This window comes from Candidatus Obscuribacterales bacterium (genome assembly GCA_019744775.1).
Classification (GTDB): Bacteria; Cyanobacteriota; Vampirovibrionia; order Obscuribacterales; family Obscuribacteraceae; genus SBAT01.
The window spans coordinates 16,076-36,493 of the sequence record JAIETZ010000008.1 but is presented as its reverse complement, the minus strand read 5'-3'; the positions used below and the strand labels follow the sequence as shown (position 1 = coordinate 36,493).

The window sequence follows — 20,418 nt, the reverse complement described above, 5'->3', positions numbered from 1 at the left end:
TTTCGTTCTTAAACACTTACGGAGACACAATATGTCCAGATCAAGAAAAAAGAATGCCACACCCAAATGGACTACGCGCCTAAGCAACAAGTCCAACAAACGTGTCTGGAACCACAAACTCCGCAACACTATCAAGAAGGCTTTCGTTCGCGCCCTTCGCTGGACCGGACTGGATTCTCTTCAAATCCCAAAACTGGCTCAAGTCACCGACTGGCGCGATTCCGGTCAGGACACTTCCGGACTGGAAACAGATCCAAACGAGATTCCAAAAGCCCGTCGCAAATAACAACTTTGTAGCTTGTCACAGGAGGTAGGAATAATGCACACATTCCTAGCGCGTGTCTTCTAAGACGCTTGACGCGATTGAGAGTTGTTCTTATCGCGAGCAAGCTGTCTTTAGGAGACGGCATATGTCCAATTCGTACAAGAAAACATCTATTTGCGGATTCTCCAAGGCGGAAAGCAACAAGAAGGACAAGCGCTTTGCCAATCGCAATCTGCGTCGCGAGTCCAAGGAGACTATCAATAACGCGCTCAACATGGACAGCCTGGACAATTTGGTTGTTCCTATCATGCGCGAGTGCTCCTGCGTCTGGGCCTTCGCCAAGGACGGCAAGCAGTTCTTTGATCCGTTGAAGCATCCGAAGGAAATGCGCAAGTAGACGTGCAGGGAAGACGGTTTTACCACCGTCTTCCCCTCTAACTTTTTACAGGAGGTTTATAACCATGTTGAATCTGATTTTCTTAATTTGGGGAATCATGCTCATCGGCAATCCCGATACGGCACCCCTCGGCATCATGCTGTTTGTTTTTGCGCTCTTGCTTAGATAGGAGGGTGACAATAATGAACGAGTTATTTGGAACAATTTTGGGCGCACTTGTCGTCATCGCCGCGCTAGGCGTTTTGACCATCGGCTCAAAATTCATTAAATTTGTCGCGCAAAAGGTCTCGGACCTTTTCGACTAGAAATCATTCACAAGACAGAGGGAAGTCCATTTGAGTCTTCCTCTGTCTTGCGAATGTGCAAGCTATTCGGTTTTTCGCGATCTTTCCTGCAGCTTCTAATTCTGCTGACGTTTTCGTAATTGTTCCTTGGGCGGTGAGTAGATGCGCTACCCAAAGGACATTATTGCAACGTTCAGGCTAATTAGGGTTTGACGGAACAACACGCTTCTTATTTTTCGAGCAAGAAGCACGTGCTTGAAAGGAGCGCAATCAGACAAAATGATCTTCGCTGATTTCAGACAAGGTTATAAACGCTATGAGGTGCCAATTACGGTAGACCGCATTCATCAAATAGACATTTCGTTCTGATGCCCATCCAAGATAGAGGAAGACATGTGGATGTTTTCCTCTATCTATTTATTAGTCTCCGCTGTCATCAGTGTCCGAAACTATCGGCGGCATCCATCATGTTGCTCTATAACTTATTTAGAGTGCCCGACACTGCCGTTCGAATAATTTCGATTGGCACTTCATCCTAAGGAAACACTCTCTCAAAACGTTTTTTGCCGAATCGACGATAAATATTGAAATCTTGATCCAGACTAGCAACTCTAGGGATGTCCAAGCGCTCTGAGATCGCTATCAAGGATAGATCCGGATAATCAGCAGCTAGATCGGAATATTTAGCATTGAGCTCAGCAATACGAGCAAAATCTGCCGCTTTTAGTGGTTCACACTTGTACAATCCTTTTGCCAAGTCAGAAAGAAATTCATTTTGTGTCAGATGGTTGGCTTGCAACAACCACATTACCTCCGTCGTACAAGGTTCAGTCGTTACAAACTGTGCTCTACTGTCGTCAAAGAATTTCCTTGTTTTGGCAAACCAGGGATCAGAATTGTCGTAATAAGCGACAATAATTCCGCTATCTATCAAAATAGGAAGAATTGCTGGCATGCTATTTAGTATTGCGTTTGGACTTCTTCATTTGCCATTTGCGCTCTAAATACTCTGCAACTTTCTGTTTGCGGACTTGCCTATCGGAAAGGTTTTCGCCAGAGTTTAATAAGTGAGCTGGATGCCCACCTCGTCGTTGCAAGAAAGTTTTTCCAGGTTGACTGGCGGCCCATCTTTCAAGAATTAAAGTCTTGATTAGTTGACTCTTGTTGGCGCTACCTGTTCGATGCACTAATTCTTCAAGATAGACTTCCGTATCATTATCTAACCGCACACTGAGAATCATTTTTTCGGTCCTTGTCATACATGTCATACACCCAGCATACAAGCAAACAGTCACATTGTCCACCACCTTTATATAAGTCAGTATGACACGTATGACAAACTAGCAAAAATCAAAAATTTGAAGTAGCGCATAAGCCGGGTTCTGTTTGAGACTGTCATCTATCTTCGAGTTCAGTTACCTGAACCCTCTAGCAGCATCGGCAATTCCAGATGATGGGCCATCATTTACTGGACTTATACCTTAGCCTTGCACCTTTAGCGGGGTTTACCTAGCCAGGGACTCTCGACCCTGCTGGTGCGCTCTTACCGCACCGTTGCATCATCACCCATGTAACGCTCCAGCTTTGCCTTCGGCTTCGCTTTCGCTAAGCCATCCGGCAGCTACTGGTTCGTTCGGCTACGGATTCTTCATCAGAACCCTTCGCCTCACTAGCGCCTTTTATCATGGGCAGTCTTCATTTCTGTGGCACTATCCTCACGCTTACGCGCACTGGGAATTACCCAGCAACCAGCCCGTTGGTGCCCGGACTTTCCTCATCAACTGAGATTGCTCTCAGCTAACGCAACAGTCTGCGCTACTTCATTAGCATTATAACGCTCCGGCTACGCAAGCTTCGCCTTCGCTAGCCAGCCAGCAACCCGCGCTCCATTCCGGATTGCTCGGTCGCAATCCTCCATTCTCGCTATAGCTTGTAAAGCCTCGCTATACGCAACATCTATTAGAACTATAGGTCTAACTCATTTCTGTTGCTTTCAGTCTCGATATTTAGCTACGTTGGGGTTAACGATTCGTTCACATTCTAGTTTTCCTCCGAAATACCCAAAGCCAAGACAGCGCATTAGTTTTGCCTTTTTACTCTCGCTTTTGAAGCGATCGGATGGTTACACGCTTCGACTTGCATCGAGGTGGTTAGCGCTGTGTGTCGTGTCGTCGGATAACACTAAGAACGTCTAAGAGACGGAAATACTATGAATAATAACCAAACACCTGGTCGCTCCAACGAGCGGTCCGAATTTGAGCGGCTGCTCGAGGAGGAGTTCTCGCCCTCTCAGAAAAACTGCAGCGCTAACGAAACAGTCACCGGCACACCGGTGAAGATCACCAGAGAGGGTGCATACATTGCCATTCCAGGCAAGAAAACAGAATCCTTCATTCCAGCTAATGAACTTCCTTCGCTAGTTCCGCTTGTAGAAAACGAGACGGCGGAATTTCAGGTAGTGAGCGACGAAAGCGAAGATGGGCAACTGAAGTTGTCCTACGCATGGACTGCCGCTACCAAACTCCTGCAAGAAGGAGCCGTTGTCGAAATCATAGCGAAGCATCGCAACGATCCCGGCCTCGATGTGGAAATTCCAGGACTCGGCAAACTTCAAGCTTTTGTTCCAAAGTCGCTGCTGGGCAGCATCGGCTCAGATGTGACCAAGGGCAAAACACTGGTTGCCAAAATTCTGGAAGTCACCGTGGTGCCGGCTGAAGGAAGACGTCCTGCAAGACGTCGCTTGATAGTCAGCCCCGCAGCAGCTCAGCTCGCCTTCCTCAAAGAATTGAAGAAAGGTCAAACTGTGGCAGCAAAAATTCGCCGGGTCGAATCAACCTACGCCGTTGTCGAATTTGCCAGTGGCGCTACAGCCCTGGTTATCCGCTCACAAATGTCCATTTTTGGACAAGCCGAAGATCTCAGCGCCGCAAAAGCTGAAGGGCGCGAGCTTGAGTTTGAAGTAACGGATATCGATTTGACCAACGAGCAAAAGCCATCTGTCAAAGTAAGCCGCCGCGCAGTTCTCGTGCGTCCTCGCCGCGAACAGCTTGAGCGCGATCTTCGCATCGGCGATGTCGTCTCAGCACGCGTAACCCATTTTGCCAAGGATGGTCACAGAGCATTTCTTCTAGTCGAAGAAAGCTTGCCGGCTTCCATCGACAAATTCAATGTGCCCGCTCGCGTTGAAGACATCAACGACGCACTCACAAGAGACCAAGTAATTCTCGCCAAATTTACCGGCGTGCATGAAAAGTCCGGCAACTTGAAGCTCTCGATGAAAGGCGTCCAACAGTAAACCCCAACACAAGGAAACCCCGCATGCAACAACAACTGATGTTGTGGCGATTCGCGCCTTTCAGGTGAGGCCTCGCTCTAACAAGACGTAAGTACGTACTTGATGAGCGAGCGCCCTCCACCTGGAGGACGCTATGCATCGCAATCGCAAACACGGTTACAAACACACCAACGAAGAAATCGTTGAGGTCGCCGTTGACGATATTTTCGTCTCTGAAAAGAACGTCCAACGTGTACTTCGCGATAAAACACAAATCGAAAAAATGCGCCGCGATTTCGAATCCGGTCGCAACATGGTCCGCGTTGTTCTTCATCCTCGCGCTTTGGGTGGCTACGACGTCGAAGACGGACGTCACCGCGTCATCGCCGCCAAAGCAGCCGGCATCACCTACATCGATGCTGTAATCAAAGGACAATAACGCACGCAAATCGAGATGGACTCCCCGTCTCGATTTGTTTTTCTCTTTCTTTACGATGTGTTTTAGTAGGGGCGCATTGCATGCGCCCGATGTTGCTGGTTCAATTTTGCACCCATTTCAGTCATACGTATTCCCCCCATATTCAGATCAAATTAAATACAAGACCCTAGTTAGGTAATCTGAGCTTGGCGAGGGATTTACTCAGATGATTTCGGAAATAAAATCAAAATTTTGCATGCTCTGCGGCAATGCTCTAACTTTCATTGAAGCCGGTGACAGAACAGCACCCGCTTGTTCCCAGCCGACATGCAACTTCATTGACTGGAATAATCCAATTCCAGGAGCACATGTTCTCGTTAGTTTAGAAGGACGCGTGCTTCTCGTAAGGCGCGGCAACATGCCGATGAAAGGTGATTGGTGTCTGCCTGGTGGTTATATGGAAAGTTATGAAAACCCTGAGCAAACAGCGGCTAGAGAGTTGCTTGAAGAAACCGGTTTAGAGTCAGTCATCAACAAGAAGAACATTTTGTCGGTAATCGCCGAAGGACATAACGATATTCAGGTATTTTATTGGACCAAAGTAATCACAGGCGGTTCGCTGACACTTAGCAGCGAGACAATGGATTTGCGCTTCTTTGAAGAACACGAGCTTCCATCAAACATCGCATTTGAGTCTCATGCACAAGTTATAAAAGATTGGTTCGCTAAAAATCGTCGCAAATCAAATGTAGTGCGCCTTGAACAACCTGGGTCCGATCAAGACTTGGCATACAACTAAGTTATTTGGACTTGAAACCCAAATCTGCCAGCACCGTCTTCAAACAAGCAACGGTCATTAAGATGTCGCGTTCAAAGACATTGCCCATGTGCCCGATGCGAAATATCTTGCCCTGCAGAGACTCCTGACCATCAGCAACAAAGATTCGAAAGCGTTCTTTCATTCCTTTACGAATGTCAGCGACGCTCACTCCATCGGGCGGCAGAATAGAAGTAATTGTCGGAGAAGCAATGTTGTCCGCCGCAAACAATTTCAATCCCATCGAAGTCAGATTTTTACGCAAGAGCTTTTGCAAATCTTGATGGCGTTTAAAGACTTTGTCTTTTCCTTCATCTCGGAAAAGCTTCATTGAGGCTTGCATACCCATAATGAACGACACATTTGGCGTAAATGGCGTCGTATCATCTTCCAGAGATTTCTTGTACTTAGCCAAATCAAAATAGAATCTCGGAGTGCGGCAGTCCTTACTTGCCTGCCAGGCGCGCTCGCCCATGAAAATGAACGCCATTCCCGGTGGCAACATCAAAGCCTTCTGGCTGCCTGTAATGAGAACATCAATTCCCCAATCATCCATTGGAATTGCAACAGCGCCAAAGCTTGTCACTGCATCAACAATTGAAAGCGCGCCGTGCTCCTTGCACAAAGCAGCAATCGTCTTCAAATCATTCATCACACCAGTCGATGTTTCGTTGTGCGTAATGGTGACCGCCTTAAATGGCTTGTCCTTGTTTTCTTTCAACTTAGTACGCACGACTTCCGGATCGATACATTGACCCGGCTCAACAGTAATTCTTTCAACAGCAGCGCCATAAGCCTCTGCGATTTTGGCCCAGCGATTACCAAACACACCACAGACAAGACTAAGCACCTTGTCTCCTGGGTTGATCGTATTGGCAATAGCAGCATCCATTGCACCTGTTCCGGAACTGGTGAGAACAAGTACATCGCTTTTGGTATCACCCAACCACTTGAGATCCACAACGACAGACTTCAATGCTTCCGACATCTCTTTAGTACGGTGACCAATTGGATGTCGCGCACATGCTTCCAAGACAGCATCCGGCACAGGAGTTGGTCCAGGAATCATCAAGAAGTCTCTGACGTGCATATAGTTCCTTTCGTTGTTCCTGCCAGGATAGCAGAGCCCCGCTAATTGAAGATTGCTTGCAAGCATTAATTGCGGGCTTTCAATATTGCCTTTGCCCCCGCATTTTGTCTACGGTGTTGTTAATCATTTGTTTATTATTTTCCAAGAGCTAAAACGTATACCCAGCAAGCAATACAGCCATCAACCAATCCCAAAAGCTATCAAATATTGATAGCGAAGAATTAGTTGAAATAAGGCTGTTTGCAACCACTAATTAGGTATGGCAATAAACAACATGCGTCCTCAACACGGGGGGATGGCAGGCCTAAGTGGGTTCAATTCCCACCCTCTTCGCAATTTTCATAACAGCAGTGCTGTTTCTTCAGTTGTGTCTAGCTCTCCTGCTTTTTAACGGGCGCATGCAATGCGCCCCTACGAAGCATCACGAGCAAAGGCACTTCTGAAGCTGCATGGAGAGGCGGAAGGCCACAGGATACCTGGATGGGTTCGAGTCCCACTTCCCCCGCCAATTTTTCAATTTGCCATACTCATCAATGGCAAATTTTTTCTGTTGTTTTACTATACTCCTTAGTGTAACCTGTACAAAAAAATAGACACGCGCTATGCTGCAATTAGCCTTACTCTCTCAGCAGACTGACATAGAAAAATGACTAGCAAAGACGAACTCCTTTCCAGAATCTCCATCGATCCGAACATATGCTTTGGAAAACCCTGCATCAAAGGTCATCGCATATGGGTGTCGCTAATTCTTGATTTTCTTGCCAGCGGCATGTCGACACAGCAAATTATTGAGGAGCACCCCGGAATCACAGAAGATGACATTTTGGCGTGCATTGCATATGGTGCCGAAATGACTCGTGAGCGCTATGTAGATCTGCCAAGTTAGGTATTTTCAGTTGAAAATCAAACTTGATGAAAACATCGGCAAGCGCGGGAAAGAAATACTTGAAGCGGCAGGGCACGAAGTTCTGACAGTTGCCGATCAAAAGATGTGCGGCTCTTCCGACGACAGCCTCATTGCTGTGTGTGCCAAAGAGGGGCGCTGTCTCGTCACACTAGATTTGGGATTTAGCAATCCGCTACTCTTCAGTCCCGCCAAACACTCCGGAATTGCGGTTTTACGTCTCCCAAGCAAAGCAAACCGAATAGATTTGCTTACAGCATTGGCAAATCTGATCCGAATTCTGGACCAATCATCGATAGCAGGTAAATTATGGATTGTAGAGCGGCATCGCGTCCGGGAATATAGACCAGACGACGAGCCGCTTTACTAAGTCCATCTTTTAGCGACTCACATTCCGCTACTCCGCTATTTCGACAATGTAATAGAAGCCGGAATCGGACAACTTCACCTTGTAGCCATTTGCTTGAAAGGCTCTAATTGCCAATGTCACGGCGTTGATTGAATACTTTTCTTTATCGACCAAGACAAAACAAAAATCGTGAGTGTAATTGTTCATTCTGGTGTAGAAAGTGCGTATCCAATCTTTTGCCAATTCGCGAGCCTGCTGACGAACGATCGGATCGCCAGTCGGCACCTCTTGCAACCTCAATGATGAGGCGCGATTGTACTCCTTCGTCTGCGGTATCATGCGAGATAGTTCTCGAACATTGGGATCAAGCGAACCCATTGCCGCACGAAGATAATAGCCCTCACTTCCTGTAATAGCCATGACAATCCCTGAAATGATCAGAGAACCAATAGCCATGATAAACAGAATTGGAAGCAAGGACTGGGAACGTTTTGAATTTTCCATGACTTCCTCCTATTGTTTTCGGCGCTTGCGTTGCACCGATTTTGGCGTGTACTCGTAAAGCAAATTGAAGTAGCCGTTGGGTCCGACGTAAGAATCGATAACCTTGGCGTCTACACCTTCAGGCAGTTTGTCGCCATCCCCAATGATGTTGAAGTAGCGATACTCTTTTTCGGTGACGCCTTCCGGCTCCAGCATGGTCAGATAGACACGGTTGTCTCTAACCAACAGACGTGAAAGTATTTGCGTCCCCTTCACGCATTTGAATTTAAACTTGTAGGACGATACGTAATATGTTTTGAAGACAGACATAGGGTTATGTCTCCTTTTTTAAAATTAGGGCGTATCAGGTTCCACCTCAAAGGGAATTGCTTTGTGCTTTTTCCCACTGTCAGCATCCACATCTACGTGCAGGTAGAATGTAGTCCCGTAGTTAAAGGCTTCGTATTTTTCAACAGTGTCTTCACCACGTTGTTCGGTACCCTGATATTGCAAGAAAAGGTCGTTAGCAGCGGCACGATCAATTTTGAATTCTGCATGGCGTGCGTTGTGAACAAAATCCACTTCTTGCCATTGCTTTACGTGAATTGTTTTCGGTGCTTTCTTCTCGTCGCCATTGGCCATTTCCATCAAGTCTCCCGACTTGGAAAATGTCAGAACCATTGGCTTGACGCCAAGTTTTCCCATGGCGAATTGATATTGGACATAGCGACCATAGGTAACGAATACAGCCAAGACCAGGAAAATCAGGAATCGAATTTCTTTTTTCATTGTTTCCTCCAGCAAAAGTTGAGGTAACGAAAAGAGAAGGACCTAGAGCCCTTCTCTTTTCCTTAGCCTGCTTACTTGAGCTCAGCGTTCAAGAGATTAGCCAAACGCGTGGCAGCAAGTGAAACTCTCTTCTTGATAAATTTCCTTGCCTTCTCGGTGTACTCATCAGTGATGGTGAAAGGACCGGAGCCTTCAAGAATTGGGTCCGTGTAGACCAACTCTCGGCAAGCATTGAAGCTTTCCATCAGCCAGTCATTGACTGTCAGATTGGCAGTCGCTTGCGTATCGTCAGACGGGATTTCTCGCGCCAATTTATTTACCTGCCAGGCTTGTCTTTCTACTCCCAGAACATCGTCCCAGAAGAAGTGCAACCGAGAATTGCGACCTTTGACGATAACAAATACTTTGTTGCCGCCCAGATCACCACCCTTTTCATTTTGGCTTACGCGGGCAACAGCGTGCAAAGGCTGATGCGCATCGCCAACCAGGTGCAAAAGCCAGCTCAACGCATAGGACTTCTGCGCTTCCGTGGCATCCGATGCAATCACTGCACGCAAGTCACCGAGAGCGGTTTCCAAATTCGGCTTGGCCACTGGCGGCAACGGTGTTCCGTCGTTAGAAAACGGATAGTTAACGTAATGCCAGTACTTGTGCATACGCATATCACTATAGTCGCTGACCTCGGCGGCAAAGTCTTGCTGACCGCCACCATCCACTTTGTCAGAAACATAGTTTTTGTCGCGCTTGATGTCGTCTGCCCACATTGAGGCAAACATGAATGTGCGACGATCGCGTTCATCTTGCGAGGCATCAGATGGAATGGCAGCCTGCCAGCGATCGTAATACGGATTGAGCTTCAGCAGCTCTTTTACGCGCTTTTTAGTTTCCGGCTTCAATTTCTTATAGGCAAGATTAGCCACAGTCATGTGACCGGTGCCATTAAAAGTGCGAGCCGTCTGTCGCTGATTGCGGAACAGCGAAATCAAAAATGAAAGGAATCGTTTAAACATAGGGATTTGCCTCCGCGAACAATTTGTTCGTATAAAAATGTCGATTAGTTCGCTGGGTAAACGACATCCGTAACATTTGGAAGTGCATCGTCTTTACTGACAAAAGACACGCCAGTACAGACACCACCATTAAGGTGGTCTGCAGATACAACAATCGTGCACTGCGAGGATCCATTGCGCTTGATTTGCACCATTGCTTCCACCATTTTGTTTTGTTGGTTTTGCAGCAGTGGCAATGTGTCTTTGGCAATCTTGCCTGTAATCACAACAAGCTTGCGTGGGACATGTGAAAGCGGCATCGGTATTGCCTGAGGCAAGCCAAACGCCGGTCTAGGAGCAGTTTTTATCGTACTCAAGACCTCATCCGTATCAGCATCACGCACTGTGACCGTGCAAATTACTTTGATGTCTGATGCATCCGGTGCGGCAGGATAAGCCTGGTAACGCACGTCGCGATACATATTTGCCACTCTTGACGCAAGGGCATTTGCTTGGGCAAATACTTCGTTTTGCGTGGCTTCCGATTGAAAAACATTGACAGCCGGCATTGCCGGAGCGTTGAGAATGCTGTCTAGATCATCATTGGCCGTGTCCGCAAAAGAAGAACAAACGGCACCGGACACTAGAGCAGCAAAAAGAGATAGCGCAAGCAAAGGCTTGCGCCAAGAAAACTTGCTATTCATTTTTCACTCCAACTAAAACTAAAAGGGCAAATTATGGGCGCATATTCAATGAGCCGCCAGTAATAGTGCGGTCTTCGACAAACACGTCGACTTCATCGACTATTACGCGCTGCCTTTGATTGGCTATATCAGTGGGCATCTGCTTTTCCTTGATGAGCTGAATGGCACAGACTTCAGAGATACTGCCAAAAGTCGAATACGTAACAGGACCAAGTCCGTAGACTTTGTATCCACCCGATGCGAATGTAGTGAGTACCGGATCTCTCAATTCAGAAGGAAAATTATTCAGCATCTCTCGTAGCTGATCTTCGGAGAGTTCGATTTTCAGGGTCCGCTCAACTTTTGCCAAGACATCGTGTGAAACACCAACAAAAACGAAGCGCCTCTTTAGCCCCGTCCAACCACCATCTTCGGGACGCTCCAACCAGACCACTGTGTGATCTTGCTGAATGCCGTCGCCCTTCAGCTTGTTCCTTACTGAGGCTTCGCGAATTGAATAGGCATTCTGCCCATAGCGCAATCTTCCAATGGCCTCCTGAAATTTGTCCGGCAGTCTTTCAACTACCTTCTCGCCCTCAACCAAGGTTGTGCCATCTTGAATATAGGTCGAATAAGGATAACTGAGATCATCGCTTGCAAAAAACATCGCTGCACCAGAAGCAGCACAAAGCATAACTATACAACCGGCAAGAAAAGTAGGCACTGCTGCCTCGGCAATTTTCTTATTACCCATCAGTTTTCCTACCACCAAATCAGTGAGAAAAAAGACAGACCAAATGCTAAATGTAAACGCCAGTATTTGAAGAATAGAAAACTCATACATAGTCAACCTCCACCGAACAACAAATTTGAGTACCTGTGCAAACGAAGAAGCAGGTTCCGACGGAACCTGCTTCTTCGTTTTTATTTAGTGAGCGTTACTTATTTGTAGAAGTTTTCGCCCTTAGCTGCTTTTTCTAGAAGCATCTTCGCTGGTTTGTAGTTTTCACCAGCCACTTTCGATAGCTGCTCAAGTGAATCAGCAACTACTTTGACGCCTGTTTGATCGGCATAGCGCAGGATGCCACCACGGAATGGTGGGAAGCCTGTGCCGAAGATCATTGCCAAATCCAGTTGTGACGGATCGGTAATGACGCCTTCTTCCAAGCACTTGACCGCTTCATTGAGCATCAAGAGCACCATGCGGTTTTGGATTTCGGTCTTATCCTTCTTCACCGGCTTAACCTTAACAGCAGCCAGAATTTCCGGATTGAACTCACCACGCTTACCTGCTGCATCATAGAGATACAAGCCTTTGCCGCCCTTTTTACCGAGCAGCTTCAAGCCAGCAAGTGATGCAAGGATAGCCGGTGGCTTCAAGCGATCGCCGAAAGCTTCATGCAAGACTTCAACAACTTTGGCACCGATGTCCAAACCTACTTCGTCCATTAGCGTTAATGGACCCATAGGCATGCCGAAGTCTTTCATCGCCTTTTCAATGTCCGCCGGTGCGACACCTTCTTCCAGAAGCACAATGGCTTCACGCAAGTAAGGAGTGAGGATGCGGTTGACTACAAAGCCGGCCGAATCGCCTGTCACAACAGTTGTCTTGCCGAGTTTCATGGCGAAGATCATTGCTGCGGCTACTGCATCATCAGATGTTTGTTTGCCACGGACGATTTCAACTAACGGCATCTTATGAACTGGATTGAAGAAGTGAACTCCTACAACAAGCTCAGGATTACGAGCGCCTTCAGCCATCGCCGTTACCGACAACGAACTGGTGTTTGTCGCATAGATGAAAGGCTTCTTGATGGCTTTTTCCAAGTCAGCAAGAACACTCTTCTTAACAGCGAGATCTTCTTTCACGGCTTCCAAAACCATGTCGCAATCAGCAAAAGCGTCATAGCTTGTCGTAGTGGTGATGCTCTTCATGTAAGCATCCATTTCCTCTTGAGTCATCTTGCGTCTTTCCACAAGCTTCTCAAAGAGTCCACGGATTGTAGCCATGCCCTTCGCCAAGAATTCCTCATTGACGTCTTTGATGACTACTTTGTAGCCGGCTTTGACTGCAGCTTGAGCAATACCTGCACCCATAACACCAGTGCCGAGAACACCAAATGTCTGCACCTTAATTGAAGGCTTTATCTTGTTAGGCGTGCTCTTCGATTCATTTTGAGCGAAGAAGATGCCGACGAGATTCTTCGATACATCGGTTGCAGCCAACGAGGCAAAAGCATTCGACTCTCTTTCAAACGATTTTTGCTTGGTGTCGGAAGCAGTGTTCATGATTATTTTGACTGCTTCTACAGGTGCCGGATATTTACCCTTTGTTTGTCTCTTGGTCATCTTCAAAGCCATGTCACCCAAGAAGTGACGGCCAAGCGGATTACCTTCCAAAAGCACTTTCATAGCTTGTGCTTTGAATGGCTGCTTGGCGCGCTTAACACGACCAGTCAGCACAACTTCTTCAGCACGCTCGAGAAGTTTTTCCGGCGCAACAACCTCATCAACCATGCCTAACTTCCAGGCTTTCTTAGCAGGAATTACACTGCCAGCCGGGATGATCGACAAAGCATTTTGCAAGCCGATGAGTTTGGCCAAACGATAGTTGGCACCCCAACCAGGAATGAATCCCAGTTTGACTTCCGGCAAGCCAAGCATTGTTTTCTTCGAACTTGTAGCTATACGGTTGTGGCAAGCCAGAGCAAATTCCATACCACCGCCGACGCAGATGCCGTTAATTGCAGCAACTACGCGAATAGGTAGTTTTTCCAATTTATCGAAAACAACTTTGCCCATATCGGATGCTTGCTTGGCAAAGATTTCCTGTTCGCTTTGCAGCTGTTGGATTTCTTTGACATCAGCTCCGGCAAAGAAGTTGTCTTTCTTACCGGAGATAAAAATGGCACCTTTCAATTGCGGCATCAGAGCAATTTTTTCAATCGCCGCATTTAACTCGGCCAGTACTTTTGACGACAGGAGATTTACTTCGCTGCCAGGCAAATTTACTGTGACAACTGCCACATTGTTTTTATTCACCTCGAGCGTAACTGCTTTTTCTCCGCCGACCGTACCAAGCTTTTCTTCCAGCATTTTTGCTGTGTCTTGGCTCATAGACTCTTCCTCTTTTTTTGGACTCTTATCCAATAACTGATTTGAAACCATTCTTTCTCCAATATTTTTTGGGATTATTCGGTTATGCCGTAGGGGCGCATTGCATGCGCCCTCATGTGATTCTGATTCTTACGGTGCTTCAACCAGCGTGGCAATTCCTTGTCCACCGCCAATGCACAAAGCTGCGATTCCACGCTTCTTCTTGCGCTCTTTCAATTCATGCGCAAGCGTGAAGACAAGTCTTGCACCGGACATGCCGATTGGGTGACCAAGAGCAATTGCACCACCGTTAACGTTGCACTTCTCCGGATCCAAACCAAGCAACTTCTGGCAAGCCAGATACTGGCCGGCGAATGCTTCGTTTATCTCAAACAAATCAATGTCTTCGACGGTGAGGTTGTTGTCTTTGAGCAATTTCTTGATTGCCAGGACAGGACCTATTCCCATTTGTTCCGGTTCCAAACCAACTACACAGTGATCAACAAGGACTGCTAATGGCGTAAGCCCAAGCTCCTTGCCTTTCTTTTCCGAAGTTAGAACCACTGCACAAGCTCCATCATTAATTCCGGAGCTGTTGCCGGCTGTTACCAATCCGGATTTTCCAACTGCTTTCAACGATCCAAGCTTTTCGGCGCTGGAGTCAGCGCGTGGATGTTCGTCACGGGAGAAGTATCCTTTTTCGCCAACTTGAATTGGATCTATCTCGCGGTCAAAGCGTCCCGAGGAAACTCCGGCACAGGCTCTTTGGTGAGAGCGCAATGACCAGGCATCCGCCTCTTCGCGACTTACGCGATAAGTGCTGGAGACGCATTCTGCCGTAGCGATCATATTTGTCGACTTCATGTCGCCATAACGAGCCAACGGCACATGCCCGTCATCGAGAAAACCGATGACAAGACGCGGTCCGGTTTTTGCCGGTGCCAGCGAAAGAATTCCTGCTTGCGGATATCTCTTATCGAGACCAAACCATTGAGCAAACTTCTTGGAAAATCTCATTATCCCCGGAGCAAGGTAGGGGACAGTGGACATCGACTCAACGCCGCCGGCTACATAAATGTCGCCGCGACCAAGCCTAATTTGGTCGGCGGCATCATTTACTGCTTGCAGTCCTGATCCGCATTCGCGATGCACGGTCATAGCTGGAATGCTGGCGGGCAAGCCGGCATTCAACGCCGAGAAGCGCGAAGTGTTGGGGGCATAAGATGACTGCCCCCTGTGACCAAGAATTATTCCGTCAATTTGGCTGGGTTTGATACCAGTGCGACGAATCGCATTTTTCAAAACGTGCCCAGCCAGCTTTTCCACCGGAATGGATTTCATTGTTTTCCCGAACGTGCCAATCGGAGTCCGGCTGCCGTCAACGAGCCAGACTTTGCTTTTTTCTGTCATATTACCTTTTCCTCAATAACCTTAAGAGGGCAATACATTTTACCGCGTTTCACAGCAAAGCTGCTCACCAGAGATGATATTCGGTGAGCAGCTCTTGGGTACGCGTTGCAAGCTCTCCTTTGAGTTTGGCTGTCTTCTTGATTTCAGCAAATCTCTCGAGGATGGTATTTGCTTGCTCAAGTTTTTCGCCGGCCAACAGTCCATACTGTTCGAGCACCTTGGCAGTTGATTCAAAGCCAGCCATGATTGCCGGCCACTTCTCATCTGGAGTGGCTGCGAACTGCAATGTGATGCGGCTGTCAACCTGCGGTTGCACAAGCATGACTCCTTCGAAATTCGAAGGGAATCGGCCGCCTTGCGGACAGGCTCCACCACAAAACAAGAACCAAACACTTTTCCAAAACACGCTCTCAAACCAATTTGCGGCGGTCGAAGAATCCCACATGTCAAGGACAAGTATATCTTCCGCGTTTGCGTTGAAGTGTCTCTTCACAGCTCCGACAGGTGTTCTGCCGTCGAATGTCAAAGAGCCATCGAGTAGATGTTTGCCTGCAAATGGAATGGATCCGAAAAAGAGTGGAATGGCAATACTGCTGCGCACGGCAAATCCAGGAGTGACTGGCGTATCAGAGATGGTTTCTTTGTGTCCATCGGGATGATACTCAAATACTCCTTGCTTGCAGAAGAAAATTTGCGAAGACGTATTGCCGTCGACAGCGACGCTCCAGTAATTTTCCGGAAATTCCGCTACGTGCTTGTCGATGAAGACACCGATTTTTTCGGAGCCGTAGATGCCTTCCTTGGGACGAACGACAAGATCGTCGTGATGACCAAACATCTTATTCCAGACTTTCTTCATCCAACCAGGCGTCCAGCGCGCCAAGAATTTCTTCACGCGCTTTTGAATTGTGGTGACCGCGTACCATCCATACACGCGCTGGTCATTGACGTGAGCTTCGGCGACTTTACGCGGCCAGCCCCGTCCTGTAACCAAACCCGAAAAGTCGGTTTCGATAGCCATGTGAAACATGCGGCGACCGGAAGCACCACCGGCAATGATCGCAGTGGCTAGTGAGCCGCCGCTGCATCCACCTATTGTCGCCAGCTCAATAGTGCCGGCAAGATCGATAGCCGCCTTACTGCCGGCACCGGCAAGAATGGATTTCAGGCCGCCGCCACCGTCTACAAAGTGCAATTTGCGAAGTTCAGCGCGAGGTCTGACTTCGTTTTGTTTTCTAAATTCAGACATGACTCCCCCTTATGAGCGCCTGAGCCTGTCGGAAACCCAGCGTCCAACGCGGAGTCCCAACTGACTGACATTGCTCTTAAGCTTTTCAATTGCTCTAAAACGTGGCTGCTTGGCCGGTTTTTCGGGGAGCGATAAATGCTTATCCGAAATCCGTGTCGCGTGGCCGTTTTCGTCAACCTGCTCAAAGTACAGATCGCGATTTTTCAGTAGCTGTTTTATGAGTACTACAAACTCGTTATGATCTTTTACATTGTCGACGAGCACTTTATACTCGGTGGCAATGTCGCAAGCGGCTTGGCGAACCTCATCCGTCAACATGCCAACTTCATCAAGTTTGGCGATGGTGGCAAAAAAGCTCTCCATCAATGCTTTCCACTTCAGGTGCTGAGGCACCATGAATTGCAGACCACAGAAACCTTCGATGTTGGGTTTAACCACAATCGGCTGCTTTTCGTTTGTTGCGGATCTAGCGGCAATGGCCTTTTCCTGCTGTCGCAACTCATGAATGCCGTAGAGCGAATCCCACATCGTGTGACTTTTGTTGTCTTTGTCAAAGTCGTCCCCGACATCAACGGCAAGCAATCTGTCTGCCGGAATGTTCATGTACTTGATTGCCACTTCCACCGGACAGGCACCGTATTTGCTTAATGCGCCGTCGAAAAGATAACGTCCGTAAAGCGACACTGCATCGATAATTCCAGGTACGGCACACGAGGCAATTGCGGCTGTTCCCACAGAAGGTGGCTGATCAGCTAGTTTCTTCCAGTCACCATTGGCAAAAACTTCGTAAACGCCGAAACTCGTAAAAACTATCTGCGAATTACCGGAGACAGCCATTGTCCAGAAAGACTTTGGATACTCGCCGACAATGCTCTCGATAAACAAGCGCAGCTTATCCGGGTTTAACACTCCCTTGCAGGGACGAGTTTCTTCGTAGACTTTCTGACGCAGAAAGGCCGAGAGAATTCTTAGATAACTACCGTGCCAAGTAAGCAGGCTCTGATAGTCGGTCTCAATGGCGTAGTCGACAATCATCGGGATGGGCACATCAGCAGCCAACATGGCCGCCATAGTTGCGCCGCCGCTTATGCCACCAATGTGCTTCAGCCGAATTCTGCCGGGGGAAATCTGGTTAATCAAATGCAGAGCCATCATTGACCCTGCTGCAGCGACGATGGCTCGTGAACCTCCGCTGCCGTAAAGGGCGCTAATTTCAAAATGTGTAACTGGGTTCATGGGGATTCTCCAGACAAAAACGCCCGCCCAAAGGCAGGGCGGGTGACGAACAAAAATGAGGCAGTGTGAGTTCCGACTCACGAAATGTGAGAATCAGAAACGGAAATGGCTCACTGCTTGCCTAAATACTCTTCTAAAACTACTTCAAGAAAAAATGGGAAGTAACAATACAAGATTCAATGGTATGAAAAATTCCCATATAGTTTCAATAAAACTTCGCGGAACTATTAGGGGAAAAGGTTATGACAAGGTTATTTGAAATAGAACTTCCGGCCATGGTTAACGCCGCTTCGCTAGGCCTCGCCAGCTAGGCCATACTGACAACCATCATCTTTTTGGATTATTTCGCCTTTGATCCAGGCTTTGGCTTGCTGTTTGCCAGGCAAATTCAGTAGTTTCAAATAGTCTTTCAAATTTACATTTCAAGAGAAATTTTTAGTTCTACAGCCCATTTAAGTTCATTAGCAAATAGATTTCACAGCTCTAATTTGAGCTGAAATTTGCGCCGACCTAGTAGCGCATCAATTCCTTTCGAAAGTGTCACCGACGTCTTGCATCGCACGGCGTCATACGGAGGCAGGGTCAAACCTGAAAACATATGGCAAAACAACAAACACTGGTTCAACGATTCTGGCACTACGTACTAAATACTCCATCGGGAGTTGCAGTTGTTGCCGCCCGCAAGGAAGGAAAAGGTGATCTTCATGTTCCCTTCATTTGCAATTGCGTTTATGCAGCAGCATCAACAATGATGCCGGTCTATGCGTACGCATACAGCGGTCAATGCGAGTGCGAAGCACCGGTTAGCTGGTTTTCCTGGAGACATGTCGGCACAAACGTCGCCGAATTGATGAGCTTCCTTTCTGAGAACGGCTTCAAGAAAGGTGATCGCGCAGCGATTATCTCCGACAACAGACGCGAGTGGATAGAAGCGGATCTGGCAATTCAAAGCTTGGGCGGCATTGTTGTTCCCATCTTCGCGCATACAAACGCCGACCAGATGAATCAAATCATCGAGCATTCCGGCTCAACATTTGTCTTTGTGGAAACCAAACGTCATTTGTCCAGATTGACAAATACTGAGACAAGGAAAATCGTTATGGAAGCACCCAAAGAAAATCATGATGAAAGCATGATCACTTTCAAGAGCATTTTTGCTAGAGGAAAAGCTCGTCCTGTGCTCGAACAAATTGCTGCCGAATTGAAAGGCGACACAATTGGCGGCATCACTTCCGACGATCTTGCCACCCTCATCTATACATCAGGGACAACCGGACAACCGAAAGGCTCCATGATCTCGCACGGCAATATTGCCTTTGCCTTGAACGGCATCGTGCGGCACGGCTACAAACTGCGTGAAGATGATCTCTATCTTTCCGCGTTGCCGTTGGCTCACGTATACGGTCGAGTCAACGGACAATATCTTGCACTGTGGTGCGGCAAACCCACGGCATTTTGCAGGATAACGGAAGTCGGCGAAGCTCTGCGTCTTTTCGAACCGACAATTCTTTTGGGAGTGCCGAAACTCTGGAGAAAAATCCGCGACGCTATTGAAGTGGAATTGGCAAAAGCATCGGGCACCAAAAAGCGAATTATCAATTGGGCATTTTCAGGAAACAAGAAAGGCGCTTCACGCCTGCTTGCCGACTTGCTCGTGTTTAGAAAGATTCGCAGTCGCCTGGGCGGACGCCTGAGAATTGCCATGTCCGGTGGTGCTGCATTGAGCGCTGACGTGCAGCAGTTTTTTGCCAAGATTGGCATCAAACTTTGCCAAGGCTACGGCATGACCGAAACAACAGGAGCAATTTGTGCTTCCTTGCCGGAAAACCAAGACGTCGGCTCGTCTGGCCGCATCACAGACTACACGGATGTGGCCATTGTGCCCAATGAATCAGTGCCTACTGATCTAGGTATTGAAACATGGGGTCCGCTCGTGAAGCGCTATGCGAAAAATTCCGACAGCCATTGCACCGGCCCGCAAGCTGGTGAGTTGCTTGTAAAAGGACCACAAATCTTCAAAGGTTATTGGAATGATCCGGAAGCCACGAAGAAAGTGTTGTCGGAAAACGGCTGGTTCAAAACAGGCGACGTGGCGGTCCTCTACAACAGAGACTTCCTGGCGATAGTCGGCAGAGTCCTGCGTGTAATTAAGGGCGAAAACGGCAAGTGGATACCTGTTGATCTCATTGAAGAAGCTGTCTATTCAGCAGACCAAGAAGACAAATTCTCAGTGATTCAAGTAATCGTGCCGATTGCCGGCAGCGAGTACAAATTCACTGGCGCGCTTGTCTTTGTTGATCCTACTGAAGCAAAGCTTTTCCTGGAGCACAAAGGCATAACACCACCAATTGCCGAGCTGGAAGGTGACGCCTGCGCATTTTACGCACAACATCCTCTCATCAAAGAAAAGATTGTCAGCGCAATTGCCAAGGCAAACAAACCAAGACAAATTTGGGAGCGCATCAAGCGCATTCAGATTGTCGAAGAAGAGGCAACTGTTGAAGGCGGTCATTTTACAGCCACGCTGAAAGTGAGACCGGAGGCAATTAAGAAGAAATACGCCGGCCTAGTCGAGAGTATTTATTCTTCTGCCAAATCAATAGAAGCAAACGACTATTCAGAGCCGATTGATATCGACTAATCGGCAAATCCCGTAGGGGCGCATTGCATGCGCCCTTTTTTCTT

Annotated in this window: 21 protein-coding genes and 1 other RNA gene; 8 read left to right on the top strand and 14 right to left on the bottom strand. The window is 47.7% G+C overall.

Going from position 1 to position 20,418, the window contains the following annotated elements; translation table 11 throughout:
- Positions 1 to 31 precede the first annotated feature (31 nt).
- Positions 32 to 286, top strand: coding sequence for a hypothetical protein (locus K2Y22_14940; protein MBX9879751.1), 255 nt, complete (start codon positions 32 to 34; stop codon positions 284 to 286).
- A 124-nt stretch (positions 287 to 410) separates the two neighbouring features.
- Positions 411 to 662, top strand: a complete 252-nt coding sequence (locus tag K2Y22_14935; GenBank protein MBX9879750.1) for a hypothetical protein — start codon at positions 411 to 413, stop codon at positions 660 to 662.
- 819 nt (positions 663 to 1,481) lie between these two features.
- Here the strand turns inward: K2Y22_14935 and K2Y22_14930 are convergent.
- The 3 genes from K2Y22_14930 to rnpB form a co-directional block, all read right to left on the bottom strand.
- A complete protein-coding gene (locus tag K2Y22_14930) occupies positions 1,482 to 1,901 on the bottom strand; it encodes a PIN domain-containing protein (protein ID MBX9879749.1) in 420 nt (139 codons plus the stop codon).
- 1 nt (position 1,902) lies between these two features.
- The gene (locus K2Y22_14925) at positions 1,903 to 2,187 is read right to left on the bottom strand and encodes a hypothetical protein (GenBank protein ID MBX9879748.1); all 285 of its coding nucleotides are present in this window, start codon (positions 2,185 to 2,187) and stop codon (positions 1,903 to 1,905) included.
- Positions 2,188 to 2,302: 115 nt separating this feature from the next.
- Positions 2,303 to 2,768: RNase P RNA component class A (gene rnpB / locus K2Y22_14920), an RNA gene on the bottom strand.
- Positions 2,769 to 3,155: 387 nt separating this feature from the next.
- On the opposite strand from rnpB, the gene K2Y22_14915 reads away from it, so the two are divergent.
- The 3 genes from K2Y22_14915 (at position 3,156) to K2Y22_14905 (ending at position 5,437) form a co-directional block, all read left to right on the top strand.
- Positions 3,156 to 4,241: a hypothetical protein gene (locus tag K2Y22_14915; GenBank protein MBX9879747.1), complete on the top strand. Its 1,086-nt coding sequence runs from the start codon at positions 3,156 to 3,158 to the stop codon at positions 4,239 to 4,241.
- A 133-nt stretch (positions 4,242 to 4,374) separates the two neighbouring features.
- Entirely contained in the window at positions 4,375 to 4,659 is a 285-nt protein-coding gene (locus K2Y22_14910) for a ParB N-terminal domain-containing protein (GenBank protein MBX9879746.1), read from the top strand.
- 205 nt (positions 4,660 to 4,864) lie between these two features.
- A complete protein-coding gene (locus tag K2Y22_14905; protein MBX9879745.1) occupies positions 4,865 to 5,437 on the top strand; it encodes an NUDIX domain-containing protein in 573 nt (190 codons plus the stop codon).
- A gap of 1 nt (position 5,438) precedes the next feature.
- Here the strand turns inward: K2Y22_14905 and K2Y22_14900 are convergent, their stop codons facing one another.
- Complete coding sequence (locus K2Y22_14900) at positions 5,439 to 6,545, bottom strand: alanine--glyoxylate aminotransferase family protein (protein MBX9879744.1); 1,107 nt, start codon at positions 6,543 to 6,545, stop codon at positions 5,439 to 5,441.
- A 646-nt stretch (positions 6,546 to 7,191) separates the two neighbouring features.
- On the opposite strand from K2Y22_14900, the gene K2Y22_14895 reads away from it, so the two are divergent.
- Both K2Y22_14895 and K2Y22_14890 read left to right on the top strand, forming a co-directional pair.
- Positions 7,192 to 7,431 carry a DUF433 domain-containing protein gene (locus K2Y22_14895; GenBank protein MBX9879743.1) on the top strand — a complete coding sequence of 80 codons (240 nt, stop codon included), beginning with the start codon at positions 7,192 to 7,194 and terminating at the stop codon, positions 7,429 to 7,431.
- Between the two features lie 10 nt (positions 7,432 to 7,441).
- On the top strand, positions 7,442 to 7,819 hold the full coding sequence (locus tag K2Y22_14890; protein MBX9879742.1) for a DUF5615 family PIN-like protein: 378 nt from the start codon (positions 7,442 to 7,444) through the stop codon (positions 7,817 to 7,819).
- Between the two features lie 27 nt (positions 7,820 to 7,846).
- On the opposite strand, the gene K2Y22_14885 is transcribed toward K2Y22_14890, so the two are convergent.
- The 10 genes from K2Y22_14885 to K2Y22_14840 form a co-directional block, all read right to left on the bottom strand.
- Positions 7,847 to 8,302, bottom strand: coding sequence for a hypothetical protein (locus K2Y22_14885; GenBank protein ID MBX9879741.1), 456 nt, complete (start codon positions 8,300 to 8,302; stop codon positions 7,847 to 7,849).
- 9 nt (positions 8,303 to 8,311) lie between these two features.
- Positions 8,312 to 8,611: a hypothetical protein gene (locus K2Y22_14880; protein MBX9879740.1), complete on the bottom strand. Its 300-nt coding sequence runs from the start codon at positions 8,609 to 8,611 to the stop codon at positions 8,312 to 8,314.
- A gap of 24 nt (positions 8,612 to 8,635) precedes the next feature.
- Positions 8,636 to 9,070, bottom strand: coding sequence for a hypothetical protein (locus K2Y22_14875; GenBank protein MBX9879739.1), 435 nt, complete (start codon positions 9,068 to 9,070; stop codon positions 8,636 to 8,638).
- 71 nt (positions 9,071 to 9,141) lie between these two features.
- A complete protein-coding gene (locus K2Y22_14870) occupies positions 9,142 to 10,080 on the bottom strand; it encodes a S1/P1 nuclease (GenBank protein ID MBX9879738.1) in 939 nt (312 codons plus the stop codon).
- 44 nt (positions 10,081 to 10,124) lie between these two features.
- Positions 10,125 to 10,763 (bottom strand): hypothetical protein, encoded by a 639-nt coding sequence (locus K2Y22_14865; protein ID MBX9879737.1) that lies wholly within the window; start codon positions 10,761 to 10,763, stop codon positions 10,125 to 10,127.
- Positions 10,764 to 10,794: 31 nt separating this feature from the next.
- Complete coding sequence (locus tag K2Y22_14860; GenBank protein MBX9879736.1) at positions 10,795 to 11,496, bottom strand: hypothetical protein; 702 nt, start codon at positions 11,494 to 11,496, stop codon at positions 10,795 to 10,797.
- A 188-nt stretch (positions 11,497 to 11,684) separates the two neighbouring features.
- Positions 11,685 to 13,859, bottom strand: coding sequence for an enoyl-CoA hydratase/isomerase family protein (locus tag K2Y22_14855; protein ID MBX9879735.1), 2,175 nt, complete (start codon positions 13,857 to 13,859; stop codon positions 11,685 to 11,687).
- Between the two features lie 129 nt (positions 13,860 to 13,988).
- A complete protein-coding gene (locus K2Y22_14850) occupies positions 13,989 to 15,248 on the bottom strand; it encodes a thiolase family protein (protein ID MBX9879734.1) in 1,260 nt (419 codons plus the stop codon).
- Positions 15,249 to 15,312: 64 nt separating this feature from the next.
- The gene (locus K2Y22_14845; protein ID MBX9879733.1) at positions 15,313 to 16,497 is read right to left on the bottom strand and encodes a hypothetical protein; all 1,185 of its coding nucleotides are present in this window, start codon (positions 16,495 to 16,497) and stop codon (positions 15,313 to 15,315) included.
- A gap of 9 nt (positions 16,498 to 16,506) precedes the next feature.
- On the bottom strand, positions 16,507 to 17,733 hold the full coding sequence (locus K2Y22_14840; protein ID MBX9879732.1) for a patatin-like phospholipase family protein: 1,227 nt from the start codon (positions 17,731 to 17,733) through the stop codon (positions 16,507 to 16,509).
- 598 nt (positions 17,734 to 18,331) lie between these two features.
- Between K2Y22_14840 and K2Y22_14835 the strand changes: the two genes are divergently transcribed.
- Entirely contained in the window at positions 18,332 to 20,374 is a 2,043-nt protein-coding gene (locus tag K2Y22_14835) for an AMP-binding protein (GenBank protein ID MBX9879731.1), read from the top strand.
- Positions 20,375 to 20,418: the final 44 nt, after the last annotated feature.

Bases quoted from the DNA above. Each gene is read 5' to 3' on its own strand.
- K2Y22_14865 (MBX9879737.1), bottom strand. From the start codon at position 10,763: ATGAATAGCAAGTTTTCTTGGCGCAAGCCTTTGCTTGCGCTATCTCTT.
- K2Y22_14885 (MBX9879741.1), bottom strand. From the start codon at position 8,302: ATGGAAAATTCAAAACGTTCCCAGTCCTTGCTTCCAATTCTGTTTATC.
- K2Y22_14905 (MBX9879745.1), top strand. From the start codon at position 4,865: ATGATTTCGGAAATAAAATCAAAATTTTGCATGCTCTGCGGCAATGCT.
- K2Y22_14840 (MBX9879732.1), bottom strand. From the start codon at position 17,733: ATGAACCCAGTTACACATTTTGAAATTAGCGCCCTTTACGGCAGCGGA.
- K2Y22_14925 (MBX9879748.1), bottom strand. From the start codon at position 2,187: ATGATTCTCAGTGTGCGGTTAGATAATGATACGGAAGTCTATCTTGAA.
- K2Y22_14940 (MBX9879751.1), top strand. From the start codon at position 32: ATGTCCAGATCAAGAAAAAAGAATGCCACACCCAAATGGACTACGCGC.
- K2Y22_14900 (MBX9879744.1), bottom strand. From the start codon at position 6,545: ATGCACGTCAGAGACTTCTTGATGATTCCTGGACCAACTCCTGTGCCG.
- K2Y22_14895 (MBX9879743.1), top strand. From the start codon at position 7,192: ATGACTAGCAAAGACGAACTCCTTTCCAGAATCTCCATCGATCCGAAC.
- K2Y22_14850 (MBX9879734.1), bottom strand. From the start codon at position 15,248: ATGACAGAAAAAAGCAAAGTCTGGCTCGTTGACGGCAGCCGGACTCCG.
- K2Y22_14860 (MBX9879736.1), bottom strand. From the start codon at position 11,496: ATGGGTAATAAGAAAATTGCCGAGGCAGCAGTGCCTACTTTTCTTGCC.
- K2Y22_14915 (MBX9879747.1), top strand. From the start codon at position 3,156: ATGAATAATAACCAAACACCTGGTCGCTCCAACGAGCGGTCCGAATTT.
- K2Y22_14880 (MBX9879740.1), bottom strand. From the start codon at position 8,611: ATGTCTGTCTTCAAAACATATTACGTATCGTCCTACAAGTTTAAATTC.
- K2Y22_14930 (MBX9879749.1), bottom strand. From the start codon at position 1,901: ATGCCAGCAATTCTTCCTATTTTGATAGATAGCGGAATTATTGTCGCT.
- K2Y22_14910 (MBX9879746.1), top strand. From the start codon at position 4,375: ATGCATCGCAATCGCAAACACGGTTACAAACACACCAACGAAGAAATC.
- K2Y22_14875 (MBX9879739.1), bottom strand. From the start codon at position 9,070: ATGAAAAAAGAAATTCGATTCCTGATTTTCCTGGTCTTGGCTGTATTC.
- K2Y22_14935 (MBX9879750.1), top strand. From the start codon at position 411: ATGTCCAATTCGTACAAGAAAACATCTATTTGCGGATTCTCCAAGGCG.
- K2Y22_14845 (MBX9879733.1), bottom strand. From the start codon at position 16,497: ATGTCTGAATTTAGAAAACAAAACGAAGTCAGACCTCGCGCTGAACTT.
- K2Y22_14870 (MBX9879738.1), bottom strand. From the start codon at position 10,080: ATGTTTAAACGATTCCTTTCATTTTTGATTTCGCTGTTCCGCAATCAG.
- K2Y22_14855 (MBX9879735.1), bottom strand. From the start codon at position 13,859: ATGAGCCAAGACACAGCAAAAATGCTGGAAGAAAAGCTTGGTACGGTC.
- K2Y22_14835 (MBX9879731.1), top strand. From the start codon at position 18,332: ATGGCAAAACAACAAACACTGGTTCAACGATTCTGGCACTACGTACTA.